Consider the following 20,695-nt stretch of genomic DNA (forward strand, 5'->3'; position numbering starts at 1 on the left):
CATGTGTCATGGTTCAGGGTTAATACTGTCAAAATGGGGCCCCGTGCCCGATCAAAACAAAAGGTCAGACCATGTCTAACAAGTCCTTTGAATTCAACGCTTCCAACATCGAGGCTTGGCAAAAAGCAGCCGCCAAGTCCCTCAAGGACAAGCCGCTGGAGAGTCTGAACTGGCTCACGCCCGATGGCATTTCGGTCAAGCCGCTTTACACCGCTGAAGACACGGCCAACTTGCCCTACGCCAACACGCTGCCGGGCTTCGAGCCTTTCTTGCGCGGCCCGCAGGCCACCATGTACGCGGTGCGCCCCTGGACGATCCGCCAATACGCGGGTTTCTCCACCGCCGAAGAGTCCAACGCGTTCTACCGCAAAGCGCTGGCTGCAGGCGGCCAGGGTGTGTCGGTGGCTTTTGACCTGGCCACCCACCGCGGTTACGATTCCGACCACCCGCGCGTGACGGGCGACGTGGGCAAGGCCGGTGTGGCGATCGACTCGGTCGAGGACATGAAGATCCTGTTCAACGAGATCCCGCTGGACAAGGTCAGTGTGTCGATGACGATGAACGGCGCGGTGCTGCCGGTGCTGGCGGGCTATGTGGTGGCCGCCGAAGAGCAGGGCGTGTCGCAGGACCAGCTCTCCGGAACGATTCAGAACGACATTCTGAAAGAGTTCATGGTGCGCAACACCTACATCTACCCGCCCGAGCCGTCGATGAAGATCATCGGCGACATCATCGAGTACACGAGCAAGAACATGCCCAAGTTCAACTCGATCTCGATCTCGGGCTACCACATGCAGGAAGCCGGCGCCAACCAGGCGCTGGAAATGGCCTTCACGCTCGCCGACGGCAAGGAATATGTGAAGACCGCCATCGCCAAAGGCATGGATGTGGACGACTTTGCCGGTCGCCTGTCCTTCTTCTGGGCCGTGGGCATGAACTTCTACCTGGAAATTGCCAAGATGCGCGCCGCCCGCCTGTTGTGGTGCCGCATCATGAAGGGCTTCAATGCCAAGAATCCCAAGAGTCTGATGCTGCGCACGCACTCGCAAACGTCGGGCTGGTCGCTCACCGAGCAGGACCCCTACAACAACGTGGTGCGCACGACGATTGAAGCCATGGCGGCCGTGTTTGGCGGCACCCAGTCGCTGCACACCAACTCGCTGGACGAAGCGATTGCGCTGCCCACCGAATTCAGTGCCCGCATCGCGCGCAACACGCAGCTGATCATCCAGGAAGAGACCCACATCACCAACGTGATCGACCCCTGGGCTGGCTCCTACATGATGGAGAGCCTGACGCAAGAAATGGCCGACAAGGCCTGGGCGATCATCGAAGAAGTCGACGCCATGGGCGGCATGACCAAGGCCGTGGACAGTGGCTGGGCCAAGCTCAAGATCGAAGCGGCGGCGGCTGAAAAGCAGGCCCGCATCGACTCCGGCAAGGACGTGATCGTCGGCGTCAACAAGTACAAGCTGGCCAAGGAAGACCCGATCGAGATCCTGGACGTGGACAACGTCAAGGTGCGCGACGGTCAGATCGCCCGCCTGCAAGACATCAAGGCCAAACGCGACAACGCCGCCGTGCAGGTCGCTCTGGACGCGCTGACCGCTGCTGCCGAATCGGGCCAAGGCAACCTGCTCGATCTCTCGATCCAGGCGATCCGTCTGCGCGCCACAGTGGGTGAAGTGTCCGACGCGCTGGAAAAGGTTTACGGGCGCCACCGCGCCGACACGCAAAAGGTGACTGGTGTGTACGCTGCCGCTTACGACTCCGCCGAAGGCTGGGCCCAACTGCAAAAGGAAATCGCCGAGTTCGCCGACCAGCATGGCCGTCGCCCCCGCGTGATGATCGCCAAGCTGGGCCAGGACGGCCACGACCGTGGCGCCAAGGTGGTGGCCACGGCCTACGCCGACCTGGGCTTTGACGTGGACATGGGGCCGCTGTTCCAAACCCCCGAAGAGTGCGCCCGCCAGGCGATTGAAAACGACGTTCATGCCGTGGGCGTGTCCACGCTGGCTGCGGGTCACAAGACCCTGGTGCCCGCCATCATTGCCGAGCTGAAAAAGCAGGGTGCCGACGACATCATCGTGTTCGTGGGCGGCGTGATCCCGCGCCAGGACTACGAGATGCTTTACGAGTCGGGCGTGAAGGGCATCTACGGCCCCGGTACCCCGATCCCGGCCAGCGCCAAGGACGTGCTGGAGCAGATCAAGAAGGCGCAGGGCTGATTTTTGCCAGCGCTCGGGACGAAGGCGTGACCCCTGACCAATTGTTGCAAGGCTTGCTGCACGGCACCGCGCCGTTGCAGCGCCGCGCCATGGCCAAAGCGATCACGCTGCTCGAATCGACCCGGCTGGACCACCGCGCCCTGGCCGATGAATTGCTCACAGCCCTATTGCCGCACACGGGCAAGTCATTCCGACTAGGTATCAGCGGTGTGCCGGGCGTGGGCAAGTCCACCTTCATCGAAGCCTTGGGCCTGTACCTGATCGGGCAGGGGCACCGGGTGGCGGTGCTGGCGGTTGATCCGTCAAGCACCGTCTCGGGCGGCTCGATCCTGGGCGACAAGACCCGCATGGAGCACCTGTCGGTACACGCTGACGCCTACATTCGCCCCAGCCCATCGAGCGGCACGCTGGGCGGTGTGGCCGAGAAAACCCGCGAAGCCATGCTGGTCTGCGAAGCCGCAGGCTACGACGTGGTGATCGTCGAGACCGTGGGCGTGGGCCAGAGTGAAACGGCTGTGGCCAACATGACTGACATGTTCTGCCTGCTGCAACTGCCCAACGCGGGCGACGACCTGCAGGCCATCAAGAAGGGTGTGATGGAAATCGCCGACTTGGTTGTGATCAACAAGGCCGACATCGATGCCAATGCCGCGACACGCGCCGAAGCCCAGATCACCAGTGCCTTGCGCCTGCTGGGACTGCACGGCAACCCGGATCACGCGCACTTTGATGAAAAGCTTTGGCATCCCAAAGTCGTCAAGATCAGCGCCTTGCTGGGTCAGGGCGTAGATGCCTTCTGGGAAGCTGTCACCGAATTCAGGACACTGCAGACCGCAAATGGCAAGTTTGCGCTGCGTCGAGAAAAACAGGCCCTGGCCTGGATGTGGGAACGCATCGAAGCCGGGCTGCGCCAGAGCTTTCGGGCTCAGGCTCAAGTCAAAGAGTTGTTGCCAAAACTCAGCGAGCAAGTCAGTCAAGGGTATGTGGCTGCGTCCACCGCTGCCCGCCAGTTGCTTGGCGCCTATAGAGACCTCTAAGGCGCTGGGCTGCAATATTTTCCATGGAGAAAAGAGAGAACCACCATGCATGACATCATTGAACAACTGGAAAAAAAGCGTGTTGCGGCACGCTTGGGCGGTGGGCAAAAGCGCATCGACGCCCAGCACAGCAAAGGCAAGCTCACCGCGCGTGAGCGCATCGAAGTTCTGCTCGATGAAGGTACTTTCGAAGAGTGGGACATGTTTGTTGAGCACCGTTGCACTGACTTCGGTATGGAAGGCGACAAGATCCCCGGCGACGGCGTGGTCACTGGCTACGGCATGATCAACGGCCGTCTGGTGTTCGTGTTCAGTCAGGATTTCACGGTTCTGGGGGGCTCGCTGTCCGAGACGCATGCCGAGAAAATTTGCAAGGTGATGGACCAGGCCATGAAGGTCGGTGCTCCCGTGATCGGTCTGAACGATTCGGGTGGTGCACGTATTCAGGAAGGCGTTGCTGCTCTTGGCGGTTATGCCGAGGTGTTCCAGCGCAATGTGATGTCTTCAGGTGTGGTGCAGCAGATCAGCCTGATCATGGGGCCTTCAGCCGGTGTCGCGGTGTATTCGCCGGCCCTGACTGACTTCATCTTCATGGTCAAGGACACCTCCTACATGTTCGTGACCGGCCCCGATGTGGTCAAGACCGTGACCCACGAAGAAGTGACATCTGAAGAGCTGGGCGGTGCATTGACGCACACCACCAAGAGCGGTGTAGCCGATATGGCTTTCGAGAACGATGTGGAAGCGCTGCTGATGCTGCGCCGCCTGTTCAACTACCTGCCGCTCAACAACAAGGAAAAGGCGCCTGTCCGTCAAAGCGGTGACCCGATTGACCGTGTGGACATGAGCCTGGACACCCTGGTGCCCGACAACCCGAACAAGCCCTACGACATGAAGGAGCTGATCGTCAAAACCGTGGACGATGGCGACTTCTTCGAACTGCAGCCAGACTACGCCAAAAACATCATCATCGGTTTTGCACGCATGGATGGCCAGACTGTAGGCATCGTGGCCAACCAGCCGCTGGTGCTGGCTGGCTGCCTGGACATCAAGAGTTCCATCAAGGCCGCGCGCTTTGTGCGTTTCTGTGATGCCTTCAACATTCCTGTCATCACTTTCGTAGACGTGCCCGGCTTCATGCCCGGTACCAGCCAGGAATATGGCGGCATCATCAAGCATGGGGCGAAGCTTCTGTATGCCTATGCCGAGTGCACCGTGCCCAAGATTACCGTCATCACCCGCAAGGCCTATGGTGGTGCCTACGACGTGATGGCTTCCAAGCATCTGCGCGGTGACGTGAACTTTGCCTGGCCCAATGCAGAAATTGCAGTGATGGGTGCCAAGGGCGCTGTCGAGATCATCTTCCGTGAAGACAAGAACGACCCCGAAAAACTCGCTGCTCGCGAAGCCGAGTACAAGGCCCGTTTTGCGAACCCCTTTGTGGCAGCTAACCGTGGCTATATCGACGATGTGATCATGCCCCACAACACCCGCAAGCGCATTGGCCGCTCCCTGGTCATGCTCAAGGACAAGCAAATCGAGAATCCGTGGCGCAAGCACGGGAATATTCCTCTGTGATCGCCTAGGAGAAAAAGAACATGTTCAAGAAAATCCTGATCGCCAACCGTGGCGAAATCGCCTGCCGCGTCATTGCCACCGCCCGCAAAATGGGCATTGCCACCGTGGCCGTGTATTCCGAAGCCGATAAGGACGCACGCCATGTGCTGCTGGCTGACGAGTCCGTCCTGTTGGGCCCGGCACCAAGCCGTGAGTCCTACCTGGTCGCTGACAAGATCATCGCCGCGGCCAAGCAAACCGGCGCACAAGCCATTCACCCCGGCTACGGCTTCCTGTCCGAGAACGAAGAGTTTGCAGCCCGCTGCGAAAAAGAAGGCATCGCCTTTATTGGTCCCAAGGCCCACTCGATCGCGGCCATGGGCGACAAGATCGCTTCCAAGAAGCTGGCCAATGAAGCCAAGGTCAACACGATCCCCGGCTACAACGACGCCATCGAGACGCCCGAAAAAGCCGTCGAGATTGCCAAAGGCATTGGCTACCCCGTCATGATCAAAGCCTCTGCTGGCGGTGGTGGCAAGGGCCTGCGCGTGGCTTTCAACGACAAGGAAGCCTTTGAAGGCTTCAGCTCTTGTCGCAACGAAGCGCGTAACAGCTTTGGCGACGACCGCGTGTTCATCGAAAAATACGTGCAGGAACCCCGTCACATCGAGATCCAGATTCTGGGCGACTCTCATGGCAATGTGGTCTACCTGAATGAGCGCGAGTGCTCCATTCAGCGTCGCCACCAGAAAGTGATTGAAGAGGCGCCTTCCCCCTTCATTTCTGATGCGACCCGCAAGGCCATGGGTGAGCAGGCTGTGGCTCTCGCCAAGGCTGTGAAGTACCAGAGCGCCGGTACCGTGGAATTCGTGGTCGGCAAGGACCAGGACTTTTACTTCCTCGAAATGAACACCCGCCTGCAGGTGGAGCACCCGGTGACCGAATGCATCACCGGTCTGGACCTGGTCGAGCAGATGATTCGCGTAGCCGCTGGCGAAAAACTCGCCATCACCCAGGCTGACGTCAAGCGTGATGGCTGGGCCATCGAGTGCCGTATCAACGCCGAAGACCCCTTCCGCAACTTCCTGCCTTCCACGGGGCGCCTGGTGCGTTTTTCAACGCCCGAAACCAGCATGGAGCAGGGCAATACCGATGCGCTGTTTGGCGTGCGTGTGGACACGGGGGTGCAAGAGGGCGGCGAGATCCCGATGTTCTACGACTCGATGATCGCCAAGCTCATCGTGCACGGCAAGGACCGCAACGATGCCATTGCCAAGATGCGCGAAGCCCTCAATGGTTTCGTGATCCGTGGCATCAGCTCCAACATTCCGTTCCAGGCGGCATTGCTGGCGCACCCCAAGTTTGTCACTGGCGAGTTCAACACCGGTTTCATCGCCGAGCATTACGCCAAGGGCTTCAAGGCCGAAGATGTGCCGCACGATGACCAGGACTTCCTGGCTGCGCTGGCGGCCTTTGTGCGCCGCAAATCGCGTGAGCGTGCAGCGGGCCTGAGCGGCCAGCTGCCTGGCTACGATGTCAAGATCGGTTCGGACTACACCGTGGTCATTCTGGGGGCCGAAGGCAAAAACGTCCATGTACAAGCGCATGTGGACGAGGCGCGTGGACGTACGGGTGCTGCCACGATCCGCGTCAATGGCAAGTTCTATGACATCGTGAGCCATTCGCGCCTGAATGATGTGAAGATTGCGGGTACCGTCAATGGCCAACCCTTTGTGGCACAGGTCGAGCGCGGCACGGTCAAGAACCCGCTGGCCTTGCAAGTGCAGCACAACGGCACCCGTATTGAGGCGCTCATCATGTCCCCACGCATGGCTGAGCTGCACAAGCGCATGCCTTACAAAGCGCCGCCGGACATGAGCAAATACGTCCTCTCGCCGATGCCTGGTTTGCTGGTGGATGTGGCTGTGCAGCCTGGCCAGAAGGTTCAGGCTGGCGAACGCGTAGCTGTGATCGAAGCCATGAAGATGGAAAACATCCTCTTTGCGGCGCAAGACGGCGTGGTCAAAAAGGTTGTGGCCAACAAGGGCGAGTCCTTGACGGTCGACCAGATGATTGTGGAGTTTGAGTGATGGCCATGCAGCGACCTTTCAAGGTGCTGGGCATCCAGCAGATCGCCATTGGCGGGCCTGACAAGACCCGTTTGCAGAAACTCTGGGTCGACATGTTCGGCCTGGAGGTCACCGGCACGTTCAAAAGCGAACGCGAGAACGTGGACGAGGACATCTGCGCCATGGGTACTGGCCCTTTCAAGGTTGAAGTCGATTTGATGCAGCCGCTGGATCCCGAGAAAAAGCCAGCCGTTCACACGACACCGCTGAACCATGTGGGCCTGTGGATCGACAAGCTGCCCGAGGCTGTAGATTGGCTCACGGCCAATGGCGTGCGCTTTGCGCCGGGCGGTATTCGTAAGGGCGCTGCTGGCTTTGACATTTGTTTCCTGCACCCCAAGGGCAACGATGAGTTCCCTATCGGTGGAGAAGGCGTGTTGATCGAGTTGGTGCAGGCGCCGGCTGAAGTGGTCAACGCTTTCGAAAAGCTGGCGGGCGCCTAAAAAGGCGTTTCGTTACTGCGAGGTGTGTAGCGCCGCGGCAGTCGATGGACTGCCGCACTTCGCTCGCAATGACCGGTTTCAGTGGTCTGTTTGGCGCGCTTTGACTTTGGCCAACACGGCTTCAATCACCGCGCGTTTGCGATCCAGCTCGGCACGGGCAGCGTCGGGCTGGTCGGGAACCTTGGTCAGATCCTGCAGGTGCTCAAGCTTGTGTTGGGCTTTGAGCGCCAGAGCCGCGTCGTGCTCAACGACTTCGCGTTCCATGCGTACCTTGTGCTGCTCGTAGCGGTGCAGTGCCATGCTGGCTTGCTGCGGTGACCAGGCCGACCAGCCTGTTTTCGAGCCAGTCACGTTTTCCAAAGCAATGCAGTCGACCGGACAGACCGGAATGCACAGCTCGCAACCCGTGCACCAGGGCTCAATCACGGTATGCATGCGTTTGTTGCTGCCCACAATCGCGTCAGTAGGACAAGCCTTGATGCACAAGGTGCAGCCAATGCACCAGCCCTCGTCGATGATGGCCACATGGCGCGGACCTTCTATGCCATTTTCCGGGTTCAGGGGCAGTTCGGTCTGACCGGTGATGGTTGCCAGCCGCTGCACGCCCGCTTGGCCGCCGGGTGGGCATTGGTTGATGGCAGCTTGTCCTTGCGCCATGGCCAATGCATAAGCAGCGCAATCCGGGTAGCCGCAACGGGTGCATTGCGTCTGGGGTAACGCATCGTTCAGGCGAAGAAAAAGCGCCTGGGTCTCAGGCGCTGTTTTCGGGTTCATGGTGTGCGCGCCTCAGGCAGACTTTTTGGATACCCATTGGGTTTTCACTGCGGGCTTGGCTTTGGCTGTGACCCCTTTACGGGCAGGTGCCTTGACACCAGACGCTTTCTTGGTCACCACAGACTTGCTCTTGGTCGCTGCTTTTTTTGCGGCTGTGGGCTTTGAGGTGGCAGGAGCGGCCGCTTTGCTTGCTTGTGCAGGCTGATGACTCAGGATGAACTGGACCACCTGCGGATACACCCGCTCGCGCCAGCGTCTGCCGCTGAAAATGCCATAGTGACCGGCGCCTTCGACTTCAAGGTGTTGGCGCTGGTTTTGGGCAATACCCGTGCACAGATCGTGCGCGGCTTGGGTTTGGCCGGAGCCCGAAATATCGTCGAGCTCACCCTCAACGGTGAGCAAAGCCGTGTTCTTGATGTCCTGGGGTTTGACGCGCTCAATGCGTCCATCCACGCCCTTGACGTCCCAGGTGCCGTGAACCAGTTTGAACTCCTGGAAAACGGTGTTGATCGTTTCCAGATAGTAATCGGCGTCCATATCCAGTACGGCGTTGTACTCGTCGTAGAACTTGCGGTGTGCCTCGGCACTGGCGTCGTCACCCTTGATCAGGTCCTTGAAGTAGTCATAGTGGCTGGTCGCGTGGCGATCGGGGTTCATGGCCACAAAGCCGGTGTGTTGCAAGAAACCGGGGTACACGCGACGACCCGCGCCGGGGAAGTTGGGCGGGACGCGGTAGATGACGTTGTTCTCAAACCATTCGTGGCTCTTTTGCACAGCCAGGTTGTTCACGGCGGTGGGCGATTTACGGGCATCAATCGGGCCACCCATCATGGTCATGGACAGCGGGCTTTTCTCGCCGCGGCTGGCCATCAGCGACACAGCTGCGAGCACTGGCACCGTGGGCTGGCACACGCTCATCACATGGCAGTTGCCGTATTGCGCTTGCAGGTGACGAATGAATTCCTGCACGTAGTTGACATAGTCGTCCAAGTGGAACTCGCCTTCTTCCATGGGCACCAAGCGGGCGTTTTTCCAATCGGTGATGTAGACCTTGTGGTCTTGCAGCATGGTGCGAACGGTATCGCGCAGCAAGGTGGCGTAGTGCCCAGACAGTGGCGCCACGATCAGGACAACAGGCTGTTTCTTCAGTGTGGTGAGGGTGTCTGGGTCATCCGAAAAGCGCTTGAAGCGACGCAGTTCGCAAAACGGCTTGTCGATTTCGACACGTTCGTAGATCGCAACATCGACGCCTTTGACGCTGACAGTGCGGATGCCGAATTCAGGCTTGACGTAGTCCTTGCCCAAGCGGTGCATGAGTGCGTAGCCAGCGGACATGCGCTGTGCCATCGGGACTTGAGCCAGCGGGTTCAGGGGGTTGCTGTAAAGCTTGGACGCGGCCTGAGCCAACTCAGCAAAGGGCTCCATGATGGAGCGTTGCGTTTCATAGATCTGGTACAGCATCTGAAAACCTCTTCCCGAAAATATTGCGCTGCAACAATATTACAAGACATCACCAGTTTTTTATTGAGAGTTGACCCTAATTAAGTGTCGCACAGTGGACGGAGGCATTAAAAAACGCTCCCAAGGGAGCGTTTTGTCTAGGGCAGCTATGAATCAGCAGACTTTGGCAATCGCCTGGCAGACGTAATCGATGTTCTTGCTGTTCAGAGCGGCTACGCACATGCGCCCGGTGTCGGTGCCGTACACGCCGAATTCGGAGCGCAGGCGCACCATCTGGTCCTTGGTCAAGCCCGAGTAGCTGAACATGCCGATCTGGCTGGTGATGAAGGACATGTCCTGCTGCACGCCAGCTGCTTTGAGGCCGTCGACCAGCTTCTGGCGCATGGCCTTGATGCGCACGCGCATTTCGGCCAGTTCTTCTTCCCACTGGGCGCGCAGCTCGGGGTTGCCCAGCACGGCAGCCACCACCGCGCCGCCGTGGATGGGCGGGTTGGAATAGTTGGTGCGGATGGCGATCTTGAGCTGGCTGAGCACGCGGCTGGCTTCTTCCTTGTCGGAAGCGACCACCGACAGGGCGCCCACGCGCTCGCCATACAGGCTGAAGCTCTTGGAGAACGAGGTGGACACGAAGATGTTCAGGCCGGCGGCCACAAACTTGCCGATCACAGCGCCGTCTTCGGCAATGCCATGGCCAAAGCCCTGGTAGGCCATGTCCAGGAAAGCGGTCAGGCCCTTGGCCTTGACCACTGCAATCACCTGGTCCCACTGGGCGGCGGTGATGTCGTAGCCGGTCGGGTTATGGCAGCAGGCATGCAACACGACGATGGTGCCAGCGGCAGCGGCGTTCAGGTCGGCCAGCATGCCTTCGAAATTGACACCGCGCTTGGCCGCGTCGTAGTAGGCGTAGGTGCCGACTTCAAAACCGGCGTTCACGAAGATGGCGCGGTGGTTTTCCCAGCTGGGGTCGGAAATCAGCACTTTGGCGTTGGGCGTGACCTTTTTCAGGAAGTCAGCGCCGATTTTCAGGCCGCCTGTGCCGCCAATGGCCTGCACGGTGGACACGCGGCCGGACTTGACCACATCGGAGTCGGCGCCAAAGACCAGGCCCTTGACCGCATTGTCATAGGCCACGATGCCGTCGATGGGCAGATAGCCACGGGGCGCAGGCTTATCCATCATGGCTTTTTCAGCGGCCTGTACGCACTGCAACAAAGGCAGCTTACCGTTATCGTCGAAGTACACGCCCACGCCCAGGTTGACCTTGTTGGGGTTGGTGTCGGCAGCAAATTGCTCGTTCAGACCCAGGATCGGGTCGCGGGGGGCCATTTCGACGGCGGAAAACAGAGACATGAAAAAGTCCTTGAATCAAGAGTGGGTGGGTGGCAGAGCAGGTCAAGCTGGGTTACGCTTGCCCGTTGGTCGCAATTTTAGCGGCCCCTGAACTGATTTCCGTCCATGACCGAGCTCGTTGCTGTTGCTACCCCCACCCCTGAGGGGCAATTCGTCCAATACCCGAATTCGCCCTTCGAGCTGTTCCAGCCCTATCCACCCGCGGGCGACCAGCCCACGGCGATTGCCAAGCTGGTCGAAGGCGTTCAGGACGGCGAGGTGTTCCAGACGCTGCTGGGTGTGACTGGCTCGGGCAAGACCTTCACCATGGCCAATGTGATTGCCCAGCTGGGGCGCCCGGCCATCGTGTTTGCGCCCAACAAGACGCTGGCGGCGCAGCTGTACAGCGAATTCCGCGAGTTCTTTCCGAAGAACGCGGTCGAGTACTTCGTCAGCTACTACGACTACTACCAGCCCGAGGCCTATGTGCCGCAGCGCGACCTGTTCATCGAAAAAGACAGCGCGATCAACGAGCACATCGAGCAGATGCGCCTGTCGTGCACCAAGAGCATTCTGGAGCGGCGCGATGTGGTGATCGTGGCCACGGTGTCGGCCATTTACGGCATCGGTAAGCCCGAGAGTTACCACCGCATGATCATGACGCTGCGGGTGGGTGACCAGATGGGCCAGCGTGATGTGATCGCGCAGCTGATCCGCATGCAGTACCAGCGCAACGACCAGGACTTCAGCCGCGGCAAGTTCCGGGTACGCGGCGATACGATCGATGTCTTTCCGGCGGAACACTCCGAGCTGGCCATCCGCATCGAACTGTTTGACGACGAGATCGAGAGCCTGCAGTTGTTCGACCCACTCACTGGCCGCATCCGCCAGAAGATCCCGCGCTTCACGGTGTACCCGTCGAGCCACTACGTCACGCCGCGTGACCAGGTGCTGGCCGCCATCGAAACCATCAAGATCGAGCTGGACCAGCGCCTCAAGGAACTGGTGGGCATGGGCAAGCTGGTCGAGGCACAGCGGCTGGAGCAACGCACCCGCTTTGACCTGGAAATGCTGCAGGAAGTGGGCCACTGCAAGGGCATTGAGAACTACACCCGGCACCTCTCGGGCGCGGCGCCGGGCGAGCCGCCCAGCACGCTGACCGACTACATGCCGCCCGACGCGATCATGTTCCTGGACGAGAGCCACCAGATGATTGGCCAGCTGAGCGCCATGTACAACGGCGATCGCTCGCGCAAGACCACGCTGGTGGAATACGGCTTTCGCCTGCCCAGTGCCCTGGACAACCGCCCGCTGAAGTTCGAAGAGTTTGAAAAGCGCATGCGCCAGTGCATCTTCGTCTCGGCCACCCCGGCCGACTACGAGATTCAGCACGCCGGGCAGGTGGCCGAACAGGTGGTGCGTCCCACCGGCCTGGTGGACCCCGAGGTGGAGGTGCGCCCGGCCACCCACCAGGTGGACGATGTGCTGCAGGAAATCCGCATCCGTGTTGAAAAACAGGAGCGGGTCTTGATCACCACGCTGACCAAGCGCATGGCCGAGCAGCTGACCGACTACCTGAGTGACAACGGCGTGAAGGTGCGCTACCTGCACAGCGATGTGGACACGGTCGAACGCGTGGAGATCATCCGCGACCTGCGTCTGGGCGCCTTCGATGTGCTGGTGGGCATCAACCTGCTGCGCGAGGGCCTGGACATTCCCGAGGTGTCGCTGGTGGCGATTCTGGACGCGGACAAGGAAGGCTTCTTGCGTGCCGAGCGCAGTCTGATCCAGACCATTGGCCGTGCCGCCCGCAATGCCTCGGGCAAGGCCATTTTGTACGCCGATGTGATCACCAAGTCCATGAAGAAAGCCATGGACGAGACCTTGCGCCGCCGTGAAAAGCAGATCGCCTGGAACGAGGCGCACGGCATCACGCCGCGCACCATCATCAAGCAGGTCAAGGACCTGATCGACGGGGTCTACAGCGAGAAGTCCGGCCAGGAGGCCGAACGCCTGGAGCAGGCCGCACTGCAAAGGGCCAAGGTCGAGGACATGAGCGAAAAAGACATCGCCAAGGCCATCAAGCAGCTTGAAAAGCAGATGATGGAGCATGCCCGCAACCTGGAGTTCGAAAAAGCCGCCCAGGCACGCGACCAGTTGGCCATCCTCAAAGAACAGGCTTTTGGCGCTGTTGGTGCAGACCGCCTTGTTGGATAACCCAGCGCGTTACTCGGGTTTAAGGTATACTTGAGTCGTTTAGTCGGGTTATCAACTTTCCAAGGAGCCTGCCATGCGATTAACGACGAAAGGACGGTTTGCCGTCACAGCCATGATCGATTTGGCTTTGCGCGAGCAGGCGGGCCCGGTGACGCTTGCCGCCATCAGCCAGCGCCAGCACATTTCCCTGTCTTATCTGGAACAGTTGTTTGGAAAGCTGCGTCGTCAGGAGCTGGTGGAGTCCACCCGAGGCCCTGGCGGTGGCTACACGCTGGGCAAGAAAGCCGTCGACATTTCGGTGGCTGACATCATTTTGGCGGTCGATGAGCCGCTGGACGCCACCCACTGCGGTGGCAAGGAAAACTGTCAAGGCGATGGTGATGGCCCCTGCATGACACACGATTTGTGGGCAGCCCTGAATGCCAAGATGGTTGAATTTTTGCAATCCGTCTCGCTCAAAAAGCTGGTGGATGACCAAGTTGCAAAAGGCGTGGTGGTGGAGCACAAACCCATGATCAAGCGCGCCATCTCAAGTACTCCGGTCGTCAAGCCTATACGCGTGACCGGCCCCAATTCCGTTTTTGACCTGGGCAAGGTCTTGTCCAAATCCTGAAGAAGTTACAAGCATTACCATGGACACAACACCTCATTTTCCCGTTTACATGGACTACGGCGCGACCACGCCGTGCGACCCGCGCGTGGTCGACGCCATGATTCCCTGGTTGCGCGAGCATTTCGGCAATCCGGCGTCGCGCAGCCACGCTTGGGGCTGGGAAGCCGAAGAAGCGGTTGAAAAAGCCCGCAAGGACGTGGCCGACCTGATCGGCGCTGACTCGCGCGAAATCGTCTGGACCAGCGGCGCGACCGAGTCCAACAACCTGGCCCTCAAGGGTGCGGCGCAGTTCTACAAGTCGCGCGGCAAGCACCTGATTACCGTCAAGACCGAGCACAAAGCTGTGCTCGACACCATGCGCGAACTCGAGCGTCAGGGTTTTGAGGCGACCTATTTGGATGTCCAGGAAGACGGCTTGCTGAGCATGGACGCGCTCAAGGCTGCCATCCGTCCCGACACCATCCTGATCAGCGTCATGTTCGTGAACAACGAAATTGGCGTGGTGCAGGACATTGCGGGCATCGGCGCCCTGTGTCGCGAGAAGGGCATCGTTTTCCATGTCGACGCGGCGCAGGCCACGGGCAAGGTCAAGATCGACCTGAACTCCCTGCCAGTGGACCTGATGAGCCTGGCCTCGCACAAAACCTATGGCCCTAAAGGCATTGGCGCCCTGTACGTGCGTCGTAAGCCGCGTGTGCGCCTGGAAGCGCAGATGCACGGCGGTGGCCACGAGCGCGGCATGCGCTCGGGCACGCTGCCCACGCACCAGGTCGTCGGCATGGGCGAGGCTTTCCGTTTGGCCCGTCTTGAGATGGACCAGGACAATGCCAAGGCCGCCGCGCTGCACAAGCGGCTGATCGACGGCCTGTCCGATCTGGAGCAGGTGTTCCTGAACGGCCACGCCACCCAGCGCGTGGCACAGAACATCAACATGAGTTTCAACTTTGTCGAAGGCGAGTCGCTGATCATGGGCATCAAGGGTCTGGCGGTGTCGTCAGGCTCGGCCTGCACCTCGGCCAGCCTGGAGCCCAGCTATGTGCTGCGCGCCTTGGGCCGCAGCGACGAACTGGCCCACAGCAGCCTGCGCATGACGATTGGCCGCTGGACCACCGAAGAAGAAATTGACTTTGCCATCCAGACCATCCGCGAGAACGTCGCCAAGCTGCGCGAACTCAGCCCGCTGTGGGAGATGTACAAGGACGGTATCGACCTGTCGACCATCCAGTGGGCTGCCCACTGACAGCTAAGGAGAAGATCATGGCTTATTCAGAAAAAGTGGTTGACCACTACGAAAACCCCCGCAACGTCGGCTCCTTCGACAAGGGCGACGAAGACGTCGGTACCGGCATGGTGGGCGCGCCCGCCTGCGGCGACGTGATGAAGCTGCAGATCAAGGTGAACCCGGCCACGGGCATCATCGAAGACGCACGTTTCAAGACCTACGGCTGCGGTTCGGCCATTGCATCGAGCTCGCTGGTGACCGAGTGGGTCAAGGGCAAGACGCTGGACGAGGCTGCTGCGCTCAAAAACAGCGAGATCGCTGAAGAACTCGCCTTGCCACCGGTCAAGATCCACTGCTCCATCCTGGCCGAAGACGCCATCAAGGCGGCGGTCGACGACTACAAGAAAAAACACGCGAACTGAGCATGGCCATCACCGTCAGCGAAGCCGCCGCCCGGCACGTCAACCGTTACCTCACCAAGCGTGGCAAGGGCCTGGGCGTGCGCCTGGGCGTCAAGACCACCGGGTGTTCCGGCTTGGCGTACAAGCTGGAATACGTGGACGAAGCCGAACCCGAAGACGTGATCTTCGAGGCGCACGGCGTCAAGGTGCTGGTCGACCCCAAGAGCCTGGCCTACATCGACGGCACCGAGCTGGACTTTGTGCGCGAAGGCCTGAACGAAGGGTTCCGCTTTAACAACCCCAACGAGCGTGACCGCTGCGGTTGCGGCGAGTCGTTTCGCGTGTGAAGTCCCTGCAGGCCAACGACTTTGAGTTGTTCGAGCTGCCGCAGCAGTTCGCGCTGGACCGCGCACAGCTCGACGAACGCTGGAAAGCCCTGCAGCGCGAAGTCCATCCCGACCGTTTTGCGGCCCAGGGCGCTGCCGCACAGCGCATGGCCATGCAGTGGTCGGTGCGCATCAATGAGGCCTACCAACGCCTCAAAGACCCGCTCAAACGCGCTGCGTATCTCTGTGAGCTGCGAGGACAACCGGTCAATGCCGAAAGCAACACCACCATGCCGCCTGCCTTTTTGATGCAGCAGATGGAGTGGCGCGAAGCACTTGAAGACACCAGCGACGTCGCAGCGCTTGAGAACCTGGCTGACGATGTGGCTGCCGAGCGCAGCCGTGTGCAGCAATCGCTGGGACAATTGCTGGATGTGCAGCAAGACGTCCAGGCCGCTGTAGGGCAGGTGAGGGCGCTGATGTTCATCGAGCGTTTCACCACTGAGGTGAACGCCAAGCTGGATCAACACTCATAAACCATGGCGCTATTGCAGATTTCCGAACCCGGCCAGTCGCTGGACCCGCATCAGCGGCGTATTGCCGTGGGTATCGACCTGGGGACGACCCATTCGTTGGTGGCGTCTGTACGCCACGGTGTGGCCGAGTGCCTGCCCGATGGCAATGGGCAGGTGATCCTGCCCTCGGTGGTGCGTTACCTGCCGGGTCAGGGCCGCCAGATTGGTATCGAGGCCCAGGTCAACGCTGCGCAAGACCCCGCCAATACCGTCGCCTCGGTCAAGCGCTTCATGGGCCGTGGCTTGAAAGATGTGGCGCATCCCGAAAAGCTGCCCTACCGTTTTGTCGATCAGCCCGGCATGTTGGGCATCGAGACGGTGCAGGGTGTCAAGTCGCCGGTGGAGGTGAGTGCCGAGATTCTGGCCACGCTGCGTTTTCGGGCTGAAGACACTTTCAACGATGACCTGTATGGCGCAGTGATCACCGTCCCCGCCTACTTTGACGATGCTCAGCGCCAGGCCACCAAGGATGCTGCCCAGTTGGCCGGCATCAACGTACTGCGGCTGATCAATGAGCCCACCGCTGCGGCGATTGCCTACGGCCTGGACAACGCGGCCGAAGGCATCTACGCCGTGTTTGACTTGGGCGGTGGCACCTTCGACATTTCCATCCTGCGCCTGACACGTGGTGTCTTCGAGGTCATGGCCACCGGGGGCGATTCAGCCCTGGGCGGCGATGACTATGACCGTGCCCTGGCCGATTGGGCTTTGGCGCAGATGAGTGGCGTACAGGCCGAAACGGCGCAAGACAAAACGCGGCTCAAAACCGCAGCACGCGTTGCCAAAGAAGCGTTGACCGACAGCGCCAGCACCAGCTTGAATGTGGAACTGACTTCGGGCCGTTTGAGCGTGCCAGTCGCCAGGGCCGACTTTGAAGGCGTGACTGCCGCGCTCACGCAGCGCTGCCTGTCCGCCGTGCGCAAGGCTTTGCGTGATGCAGGCCTCTCGAAAGAAGAAGTCAAAGGCGTGGTCATGGTGGGCGGCTCGACCCGCATGCCGCAAATCCAGAGCGCCGTGGGTGACTTTTTTGGCCAAGCCCCGCTCAACAACCTCAACCCTGACGAGGTGGTGGCGTTGGGCGCTGCCATCCAGGCCAACCAGCTGGCGGGCAACGACAGCGCTGGCGACCTGCTGCTGCTGGATGTGATCCCGCTGTCCTTGGGCATCGAGACCATGGGTGGGCTGGTCGAGCGCATCGTGCCGCGCAACCAGACCATTCCCACCGCCATGGCACAGGACTTCACCACCTATCAGGACGGCCAGACGGCACTTGCGCTGCATGTGGTGCAGGGCGAGCGCGACTTGGTGCAGGACTGCCGCAGCCTGGCGCGCTTTACGCTGCGCGGGATTCCGCCGATGGCTGCCGGTGCGGCGCGTATTCGTGTCACCTTCACCGTGGATGCCGATGGCTTGCTGCAAGTCAGCGCCAAAGAGCAACTCAGCGGCGTGGAAGCGCGTATTGACGTCAAACCCTCTTACGGTTTGAGCGATGATCAAATTGCCACCATGCTGCAAGACAGTTTCGCGACCGCGCAAGAGGACATGCAGGCGCGCGCCTTGGTTGAAGCCCGTGTGGACGCCGACCGCATGCTGCTGGCCACGCGCAGCGCCTTGCAGGCTGATGGCCATCTGCTCAGTCAGGACGAGCGCGCTGCGATCGACGCCTTGATGGACGCATTGCAGCAAGCCATCGCTACCGAAAGCAACGCCAAGGCACTCGAAGACCAGACGCTGGTTTTGGCCAAAGGCACCGAGGCTTTTGCCGCCGAGCGCATGAACCAGAGCATCCAGAAGGCCCTGGCCGGGCAAAGCATTCAGAACGTTTAAGAGGCGAGACCATGCCTGTCATCAAGATTCTTCCCCATGCAGAGTTGTGCCCCCAAGGCGCCGAGATCACCGCCGCTGCTGGCACCAGCATTTGCGAAGCGCTGCTGGAAAACCAGATCAACATCGAGCATGCCTGCGACATGAGCTGCGCTTGCACGACTTGCCATGTGATCGTGCGCGAGGGTTTTCGCAGCCTCAACGAGATGGAAGAGACCGAGGAAGACCTGCTCGACCGTGCCTGGGGCCTGGAGCCCGATTCGCGCCTGAGCTGCCAAGCCATTGTGGGGCGCGAGAACCTGGTGGTCGAGATTCCCAAGTACACCATCAACCACGCCAAAGAAAACCACTAAGATCGGTGTCATGAGACAAATCGTCCTCGACACTGAAACCACGGGCCTGTCTGCTGAAGGCGGAGACCGCATCATCGAAATTGGCTGCGTGGAGCTGGTGGCCCGAAAGCTCACGGGCAACAATCTGCATTTCTACATCAACCCCGAGCGCGACAGCCATGAAGACGCGCTCAAGGTGCACGGCATCAGCAACGAATTTTTGCGCGACAAGCCCAAGTTTGCCGAGCTGGTCGATGAAATCCTGGCCTATGTGCAGGGCGCGGAAGTCATCATCCACAACGCGCCCTTTGACCTCGGTTTTCTGAACAAAGAGCTTGAGCGTCTGGGACGCCCCGCTTTCAAGACCTTCACCGATGGGGTCATCGATACCCTGGTCATGGCCAAGGAACTGTTCCCTGGTAAACGCAACAGCCTCGATGCGCTGTGCGACCGACTGGAAGTGGACAACTCCGGACGTACACTCCACGGCGCTTTGCTCGATGCCGAACTGCTGGCGGACGTGTACATCAACCTGACGCGTGGGCAAGAAGCGCTGTTGATGGATGCACCTGCAGAGGCTGAGTCCGGACCAGCACTTGGACAAGGCATCAAGCTCGATTTGTCGACATTCAAATTGTCTGTCGTGATGGCCAACGCCCAGGAAGTAGAAGAGCACCAGAATGTTCTGCTGCAAATGGACAAAGCCAGCGGGGGTAAAACGGTCTGGCGCAGTCTCGAGTCTGAGCAACTCTGAAAAGTTGTGGCATAATAGCGGTCTTCGCTGCTACAGCAGTGACGGGTGATTAGCTCAGCGGTAGAGCACTGCCTTCACACGGCAGGGGTCACATGTTCGATCCATGTATCACCCACCAATTTGACAACCCTGCAAGTTTGAAGCTTGCAGGGTTTTTTATTTTGGGTATCAAGTTAATTGAATTTGAACAAAATTAATAGCGCTCTTTTCTATCGCATTGACTCGTTTTATTTAGGGTTTGTCCTTAAATAAATTAATTTATAAAAATTATTTAAAAGTTACAATTTGGAAAAAATCAAACCTGTTGTTTCAACAGTTTTGATTTGTCAGTATTATTTCTCACAGAGTTTTATGCCTCTCTTTGCATTGCTCGCTGGCTGGTTTCAGCGTGTGCCTCACCCAGGCAAGAAGCAGCGTTTTGCGCTGCTTGAGCTTGGCATGGGGCTCTTGTTGCTGTTACTTGTGCATGTTGTGGCAATGCACTACCTGGAAGGCTTCGACTGGTGGACATCCATCTGGCTGACCTTCATCACGGTTGCTACCGTAGGCTATGGCGATGTTTCTGCCAAAACCGTCTGGGGACAAGTTGCAACCCTGGCACTGCTGGTGATTCCCGGCATTGTGCTTTTCTCAAAACTTCTCAGTGAAATTGTCGATAGAAACGCAGTGCGCAGAGAGCGGCAGCTCAAAGGCGCGTGGAGATGGCCCATGAAAGAACATATTCTGGTATTCAATGCACCTCAAAACGTCGAAAACTACATGTCTATTGTGGTGAGCGAATTTGTGAAATATCCCCAGTACGAGCACGCGCCTGTCCAGGTGGTATCAACACGCTTTCCCAATGGCTTGCCTACCCGTTTGCAGGACATGAATGTTCTTCTTTACACCGGCTCAGGTAATTCTGATGAAACACTGGCTGCAGTCAATGTGGCTTTGGCCAAGGTGGTGATTGTTCTTGCTCCGGACCCAGAACAAGAAGACTCTGATGCGGCCACCTTTGACTTGGTCCATCGCATACGTGATACCGGCTCAAAAGCCTATATCGTTGCTGAGTCCATTCGCGATAGCAACCGCCGACGTATTCGTGCTGCTGGTGCAAACGCAACCATGAGACCCATACGTGCTTATCCTGAAATTGCAGTTCGTGCTGTATTGGCTCCGGGTTCGGAGTTGGTCATCGAGGAGTTGTTCGACAGCGCTGGCAGTGAGTACCGCCGCATCGATGTGCCAAAGACACAAATGCTGTGGGGGGAGGTGACCTCACGTTGTATTGGTGCAGATCTCGGTACTCCCTTGGCCTTCGTTGATCTTGAAGGCAATATCGTCATCAACCCTTTGGGCTCAAAGCCTGCAGAGTTCACCGGTTTGATACTTGCTGTGCTGGATACGGCGACTTGGCAAGATGAAGATTTGATCCGAGCCCTCAAAGATTGATGTGTTTTTACAAACCAGTGTCTGACGTGGTTGTCGGGT

18 protein-coding genes and 1 tRNA gene are annotated in these 20,695 nt (G+C 59.2%); 16 read left to right on the plus strand and 3 right to left on the minus strand.

Annotation, left to right across the window (positions count from 1 at the left end; all coding sequences use genetic code 11):
* The first annotated feature begins 71 nt into the window (after positions 1-71).
* Genes scpA through AAFM15_RS06170 form a run of 5 tightly spaced genes read left to right on the plus strand, consistent with a single transcriptional unit; the run spans position 72 to position 7,394 of the window.
* A complete protein-coding gene (scpA, locus tag AAFM15_RS06150) occupies positions 72-2,228 on the plus strand; it encodes a methylmalonyl-CoA mutase (protein ID WP_341685828.1) in 2,157 nt (718 codons plus the stop codon).
* Between the two features lie 26 nt (positions 2,229-2,254).
* A complete protein-coding gene (meaB, locus tag AAFM15_RS06155) occupies positions 2,255-3,265 on the plus strand; it encodes a methylmalonyl Co-A mutase-associated GTPase MeaB (protein WP_341685829.1) in 1,011 nt (336 codons plus the stop codon).
* Between the two features lie 45 nt (positions 3,266-3,310).
* On the plus strand, positions 3,311-4,843 hold the full coding sequence (locus AAFM15_RS06160) for an acyl-CoA carboxylase subunit beta (protein WP_341685830.1): 1,533 nt from the start codon (positions 3,311-3,313) through the stop codon (positions 4,841-4,843).
* A gap of 20 nt (positions 4,844-4,863) precedes the next feature.
* Positions 4,864-6,912, plus strand: coding sequence for an acetyl/propionyl/methylcrotonyl-CoA carboxylase subunit alpha (locus AAFM15_RS06165; RefSeq protein WP_341685831.1), 2,049 nt, complete (start codon positions 4,864-4,866; stop codon positions 6,910-6,912).
* A gap of 5 nt (positions 6,913-6,917) precedes the next feature.
* Entirely contained in the window at positions 6,918-7,394 is a 477-nt protein-coding gene (locus AAFM15_RS06170; RefSeq protein ID WP_341685832.1) for a VOC family protein, read from the plus strand.
* A 78-nt stretch (positions 7,395-7,472) separates the two neighbouring features.
* Here AAFM15_RS06170 and rsxB read toward each other — a convergent pair whose 3' ends face one another.
* From rsxB to AAFM15_RS06185, 3 genes are all read right to left on the minus strand, one after another.
* Positions 7,473-8,168, minus strand: coding sequence for an electron transport complex subunit RsxB (gene rsxB, locus AAFM15_RS06175; RefSeq protein ID WP_341685833.1), 696 nt, complete (start codon positions 8,166-8,168; stop codon positions 7,473-7,475).
* Positions 8,169-8,180: 12 nt separating this feature from the next.
* Complete coding sequence (locus AAFM15_RS06180; protein ID WP_341685834.1) at positions 8,181-9,629, minus strand: polyhydroxyalkanoate depolymerase; 1,449 nt, start codon at positions 9,627-9,629, stop codon at positions 8,181-8,183.
* A 153-nt stretch (positions 9,630-9,782) separates the two neighbouring features.
* Positions 9,783-10,979, minus strand: coding sequence for an amino acid aminotransferase (locus AAFM15_RS06185; RefSeq protein WP_341685835.1), 1,197 nt, complete (start codon positions 10,977-10,979; stop codon positions 9,783-9,785).
* A gap of 105 nt (positions 10,980-11,084) precedes the next feature.
* On the opposite strand from AAFM15_RS06185, the gene uvrB reads away from it, so the two are divergent.
* From uvrB to AAFM15_RS06240, 11 genes are all read left to right on the plus strand, one after another.
* Positions 11,085-13,175 carry an excinuclease ABC subunit UvrB gene (uvrB, locus tag AAFM15_RS06190; RefSeq protein WP_341685836.1) on the plus strand — a complete coding sequence of 697 codons (2,091 nt, stop codon included), beginning with the start codon at positions 11,085-11,087 and terminating at the stop codon, positions 13,173-13,175.
* Positions 13,176-13,248: 73 nt separating this feature from the next.
* Complete coding sequence (locus AAFM15_RS06195; RefSeq protein ID WP_341685837.1) at positions 13,249-13,788, plus strand: Fe-S cluster assembly transcription factor; 540 nt, start codon at positions 13,249-13,251, stop codon at positions 13,786-13,788.
* A 19-nt stretch (positions 13,789-13,807) separates the two neighbouring features.
* On the plus strand, positions 13,808-15,028 hold the full coding sequence (locus tag AAFM15_RS06200) for an IscS subfamily cysteine desulfurase (RefSeq protein ID WP_341685838.1): 1,221 nt from the start codon (positions 13,808-13,810) through the stop codon (positions 15,026-15,028).
* A gap of 17 nt (positions 15,029-15,045) precedes the next feature.
* Positions 15,046-15,432 carry a Fe-S cluster assembly scaffold IscU gene (gene iscU / locus AAFM15_RS06205; protein WP_341685839.1) on the plus strand — a complete coding sequence of 129 codons (387 nt, stop codon included), beginning with the start codon at positions 15,046-15,048 and terminating at the stop codon, positions 15,430-15,432.
* Positions 15,433-15,434: 2 nt separating this feature from the next.
* Positions 15,435-15,758, plus strand: coding sequence for an iron-sulfur cluster assembly protein IscA (gene iscA, locus AAFM15_RS06210; protein ID WP_341685840.1), 324 nt, complete (start codon positions 15,435-15,437; stop codon positions 15,756-15,758).
* Positions 15,755-16,273 (plus strand): Fe-S protein assembly co-chaperone HscB, encoded by a 519-nt coding sequence (gene hscB, locus AAFM15_RS06215; protein ID WP_341685841.1) that lies wholly within the window; start codon positions 15,755-15,757, stop codon positions 16,271-16,273. The genes iscA and hscB overlap by 4 nt, the downstream gene beginning before the upstream one ends.
* A 3-nt stretch (positions 16,274-16,276) precedes the next feature.
* The gene (gene hscA, locus AAFM15_RS06220; RefSeq protein WP_341685842.1) at positions 16,277-18,139 is read left to right on the plus strand and encodes a Fe-S protein assembly chaperone HscA; all 1,863 of its coding nucleotides are present in this window, start codon (positions 16,277-16,279) and stop codon (positions 18,137-18,139) included.
* A gap of 11 nt (positions 18,140-18,150) precedes the next feature.
* Entirely contained in the window at positions 18,151-18,489 is a 339-nt protein-coding gene (gene fdx, locus AAFM15_RS06225) for an ISC system 2Fe-2S type ferredoxin (protein ID WP_341685843.1), read from the plus strand.
* Between the two features lie 10 nt (positions 18,490-18,499).
* Positions 18,500-19,222, plus strand: a complete 723-nt coding sequence (gene dnaQ / locus AAFM15_RS06230) for a DNA polymerase III subunit epsilon (RefSeq protein WP_341685844.1) — start codon at positions 18,500-18,502, stop codon at positions 19,220-19,222.
* 43 nt (positions 19,223-19,265) lie between these two features.
* Positions 19,266-19,340, plus strand: a tRNA-Val gene (locus AAFM15_RS06235).
* A 167-nt stretch (positions 19,341-19,507) separates the two neighbouring features.
* Positions 19,508-20,656: a potassium channel family protein gene (locus AAFM15_RS06240; protein WP_341685845.1), complete on the plus strand. Its 1,149-nt coding sequence runs from the start codon at positions 19,508-19,510 to the stop codon at positions 20,654-20,656.
* Positions 20,657-20,695 lie beyond the last annotated feature (39 nt).

It is taken from the genome of Limnohabitans sp., assembly GCF_038134685.1.
Classification (GTDB): Bacteria; Pseudomonadota; Gammaproteobacteria; order Burkholderiales; family Burkholderiaceae_C; genus Limnohabitans_A.

Bases quoted from the DNA above. Each gene is read 5' to 3' on its own strand.
- AAFM15_RS06200 (WP_341685838.1), top strand. From the start codon at position 13,808: ATGGACACAACACCTCATTTTCCCGTTTACATGGACTACGGCGCGACC.
- dnaQ (WP_341685844.1), top strand. From the start codon at position 18,500: ATGAGACAAATCGTCCTCGACACTGAAACCACGGGCCTGTCTGCTGAA.
- AAFM15_RS06170 (WP_341685832.1), top strand. From the start codon at position 6,918: ATGCAGCGACCTTTCAAGGTGCTGGGCATCCAGCAGATCGCCATTGGC.
- scpA (WP_341685828.1), top strand. From the start codon at position 72: ATGTCTAACAAGTCCTTTGAATTCAACGCTTCCAACATCGAGGCTTGG.
- AAFM15_RS06180 (WP_341685834.1), bottom strand. From the start codon at position 9,629: ATGCTGTACCAGATCTATGAAACGCAACGCTCCATCATGGAGCCCTTT.
- hscA (WP_341685842.1), top strand. From the start codon at position 16,277: ATGGCGCTATTGCAGATTTCCGAACCCGGCCAGTCGCTGGACCCGCAT.
- AAFM15_RS06195 (WP_341685837.1), top strand. From the start codon at position 13,249: ATGCGATTAACGACGAAAGGACGGTTTGCCGTCACAGCCATGATCGAT.
- rsxB (WP_341685833.1), bottom strand. From the start codon at position 8,168: ATGAACCCGAAAACAGCGCCTGAGACCCAGGCGCTTTTTCTTCGCCTG.
- fdx (WP_341685843.1), top strand. From the start codon at position 18,151: ATGCCTGTCATCAAGATTCTTCCCCATGCAGAGTTGTGCCCCCAAGGC.
- iscA (WP_341685840.1), top strand. From the start codon at position 15,435: ATGGCCATCACCGTCAGCGAAGCCGCCGCCCGGCACGTCAACCGTTAC.
- iscU (WP_341685839.1), top strand. From the start codon at position 15,046: ATGGCTTATTCAGAAAAAGTGGTTGACCACTACGAAAACCCCCGCAAC.
- AAFM15_RS06160 (WP_341685830.1), top strand. From the start codon at position 3,311: ATGCATGACATCATTGAACAACTGGAAAAAAAGCGTGTTGCGGCACGC.
- AAFM15_RS06165 (WP_341685831.1), top strand. From the start codon at position 4,864: ATGTTCAAGAAAATCCTGATCGCCAACCGTGGCGAAATCGCCTGCCGC.
- AAFM15_RS06185 (WP_341685835.1), bottom strand. From the start codon at position 10,979: ATGTCTCTGTTTTCCGCCGTCGAAATGGCCCCCCGCGACCCGATCCTG.
- uvrB (WP_341685836.1), top strand. From the start codon at position 11,085: ATGACCGAGCTCGTTGCTGTTGCTACCCCCACCCCTGAGGGGCAATTC.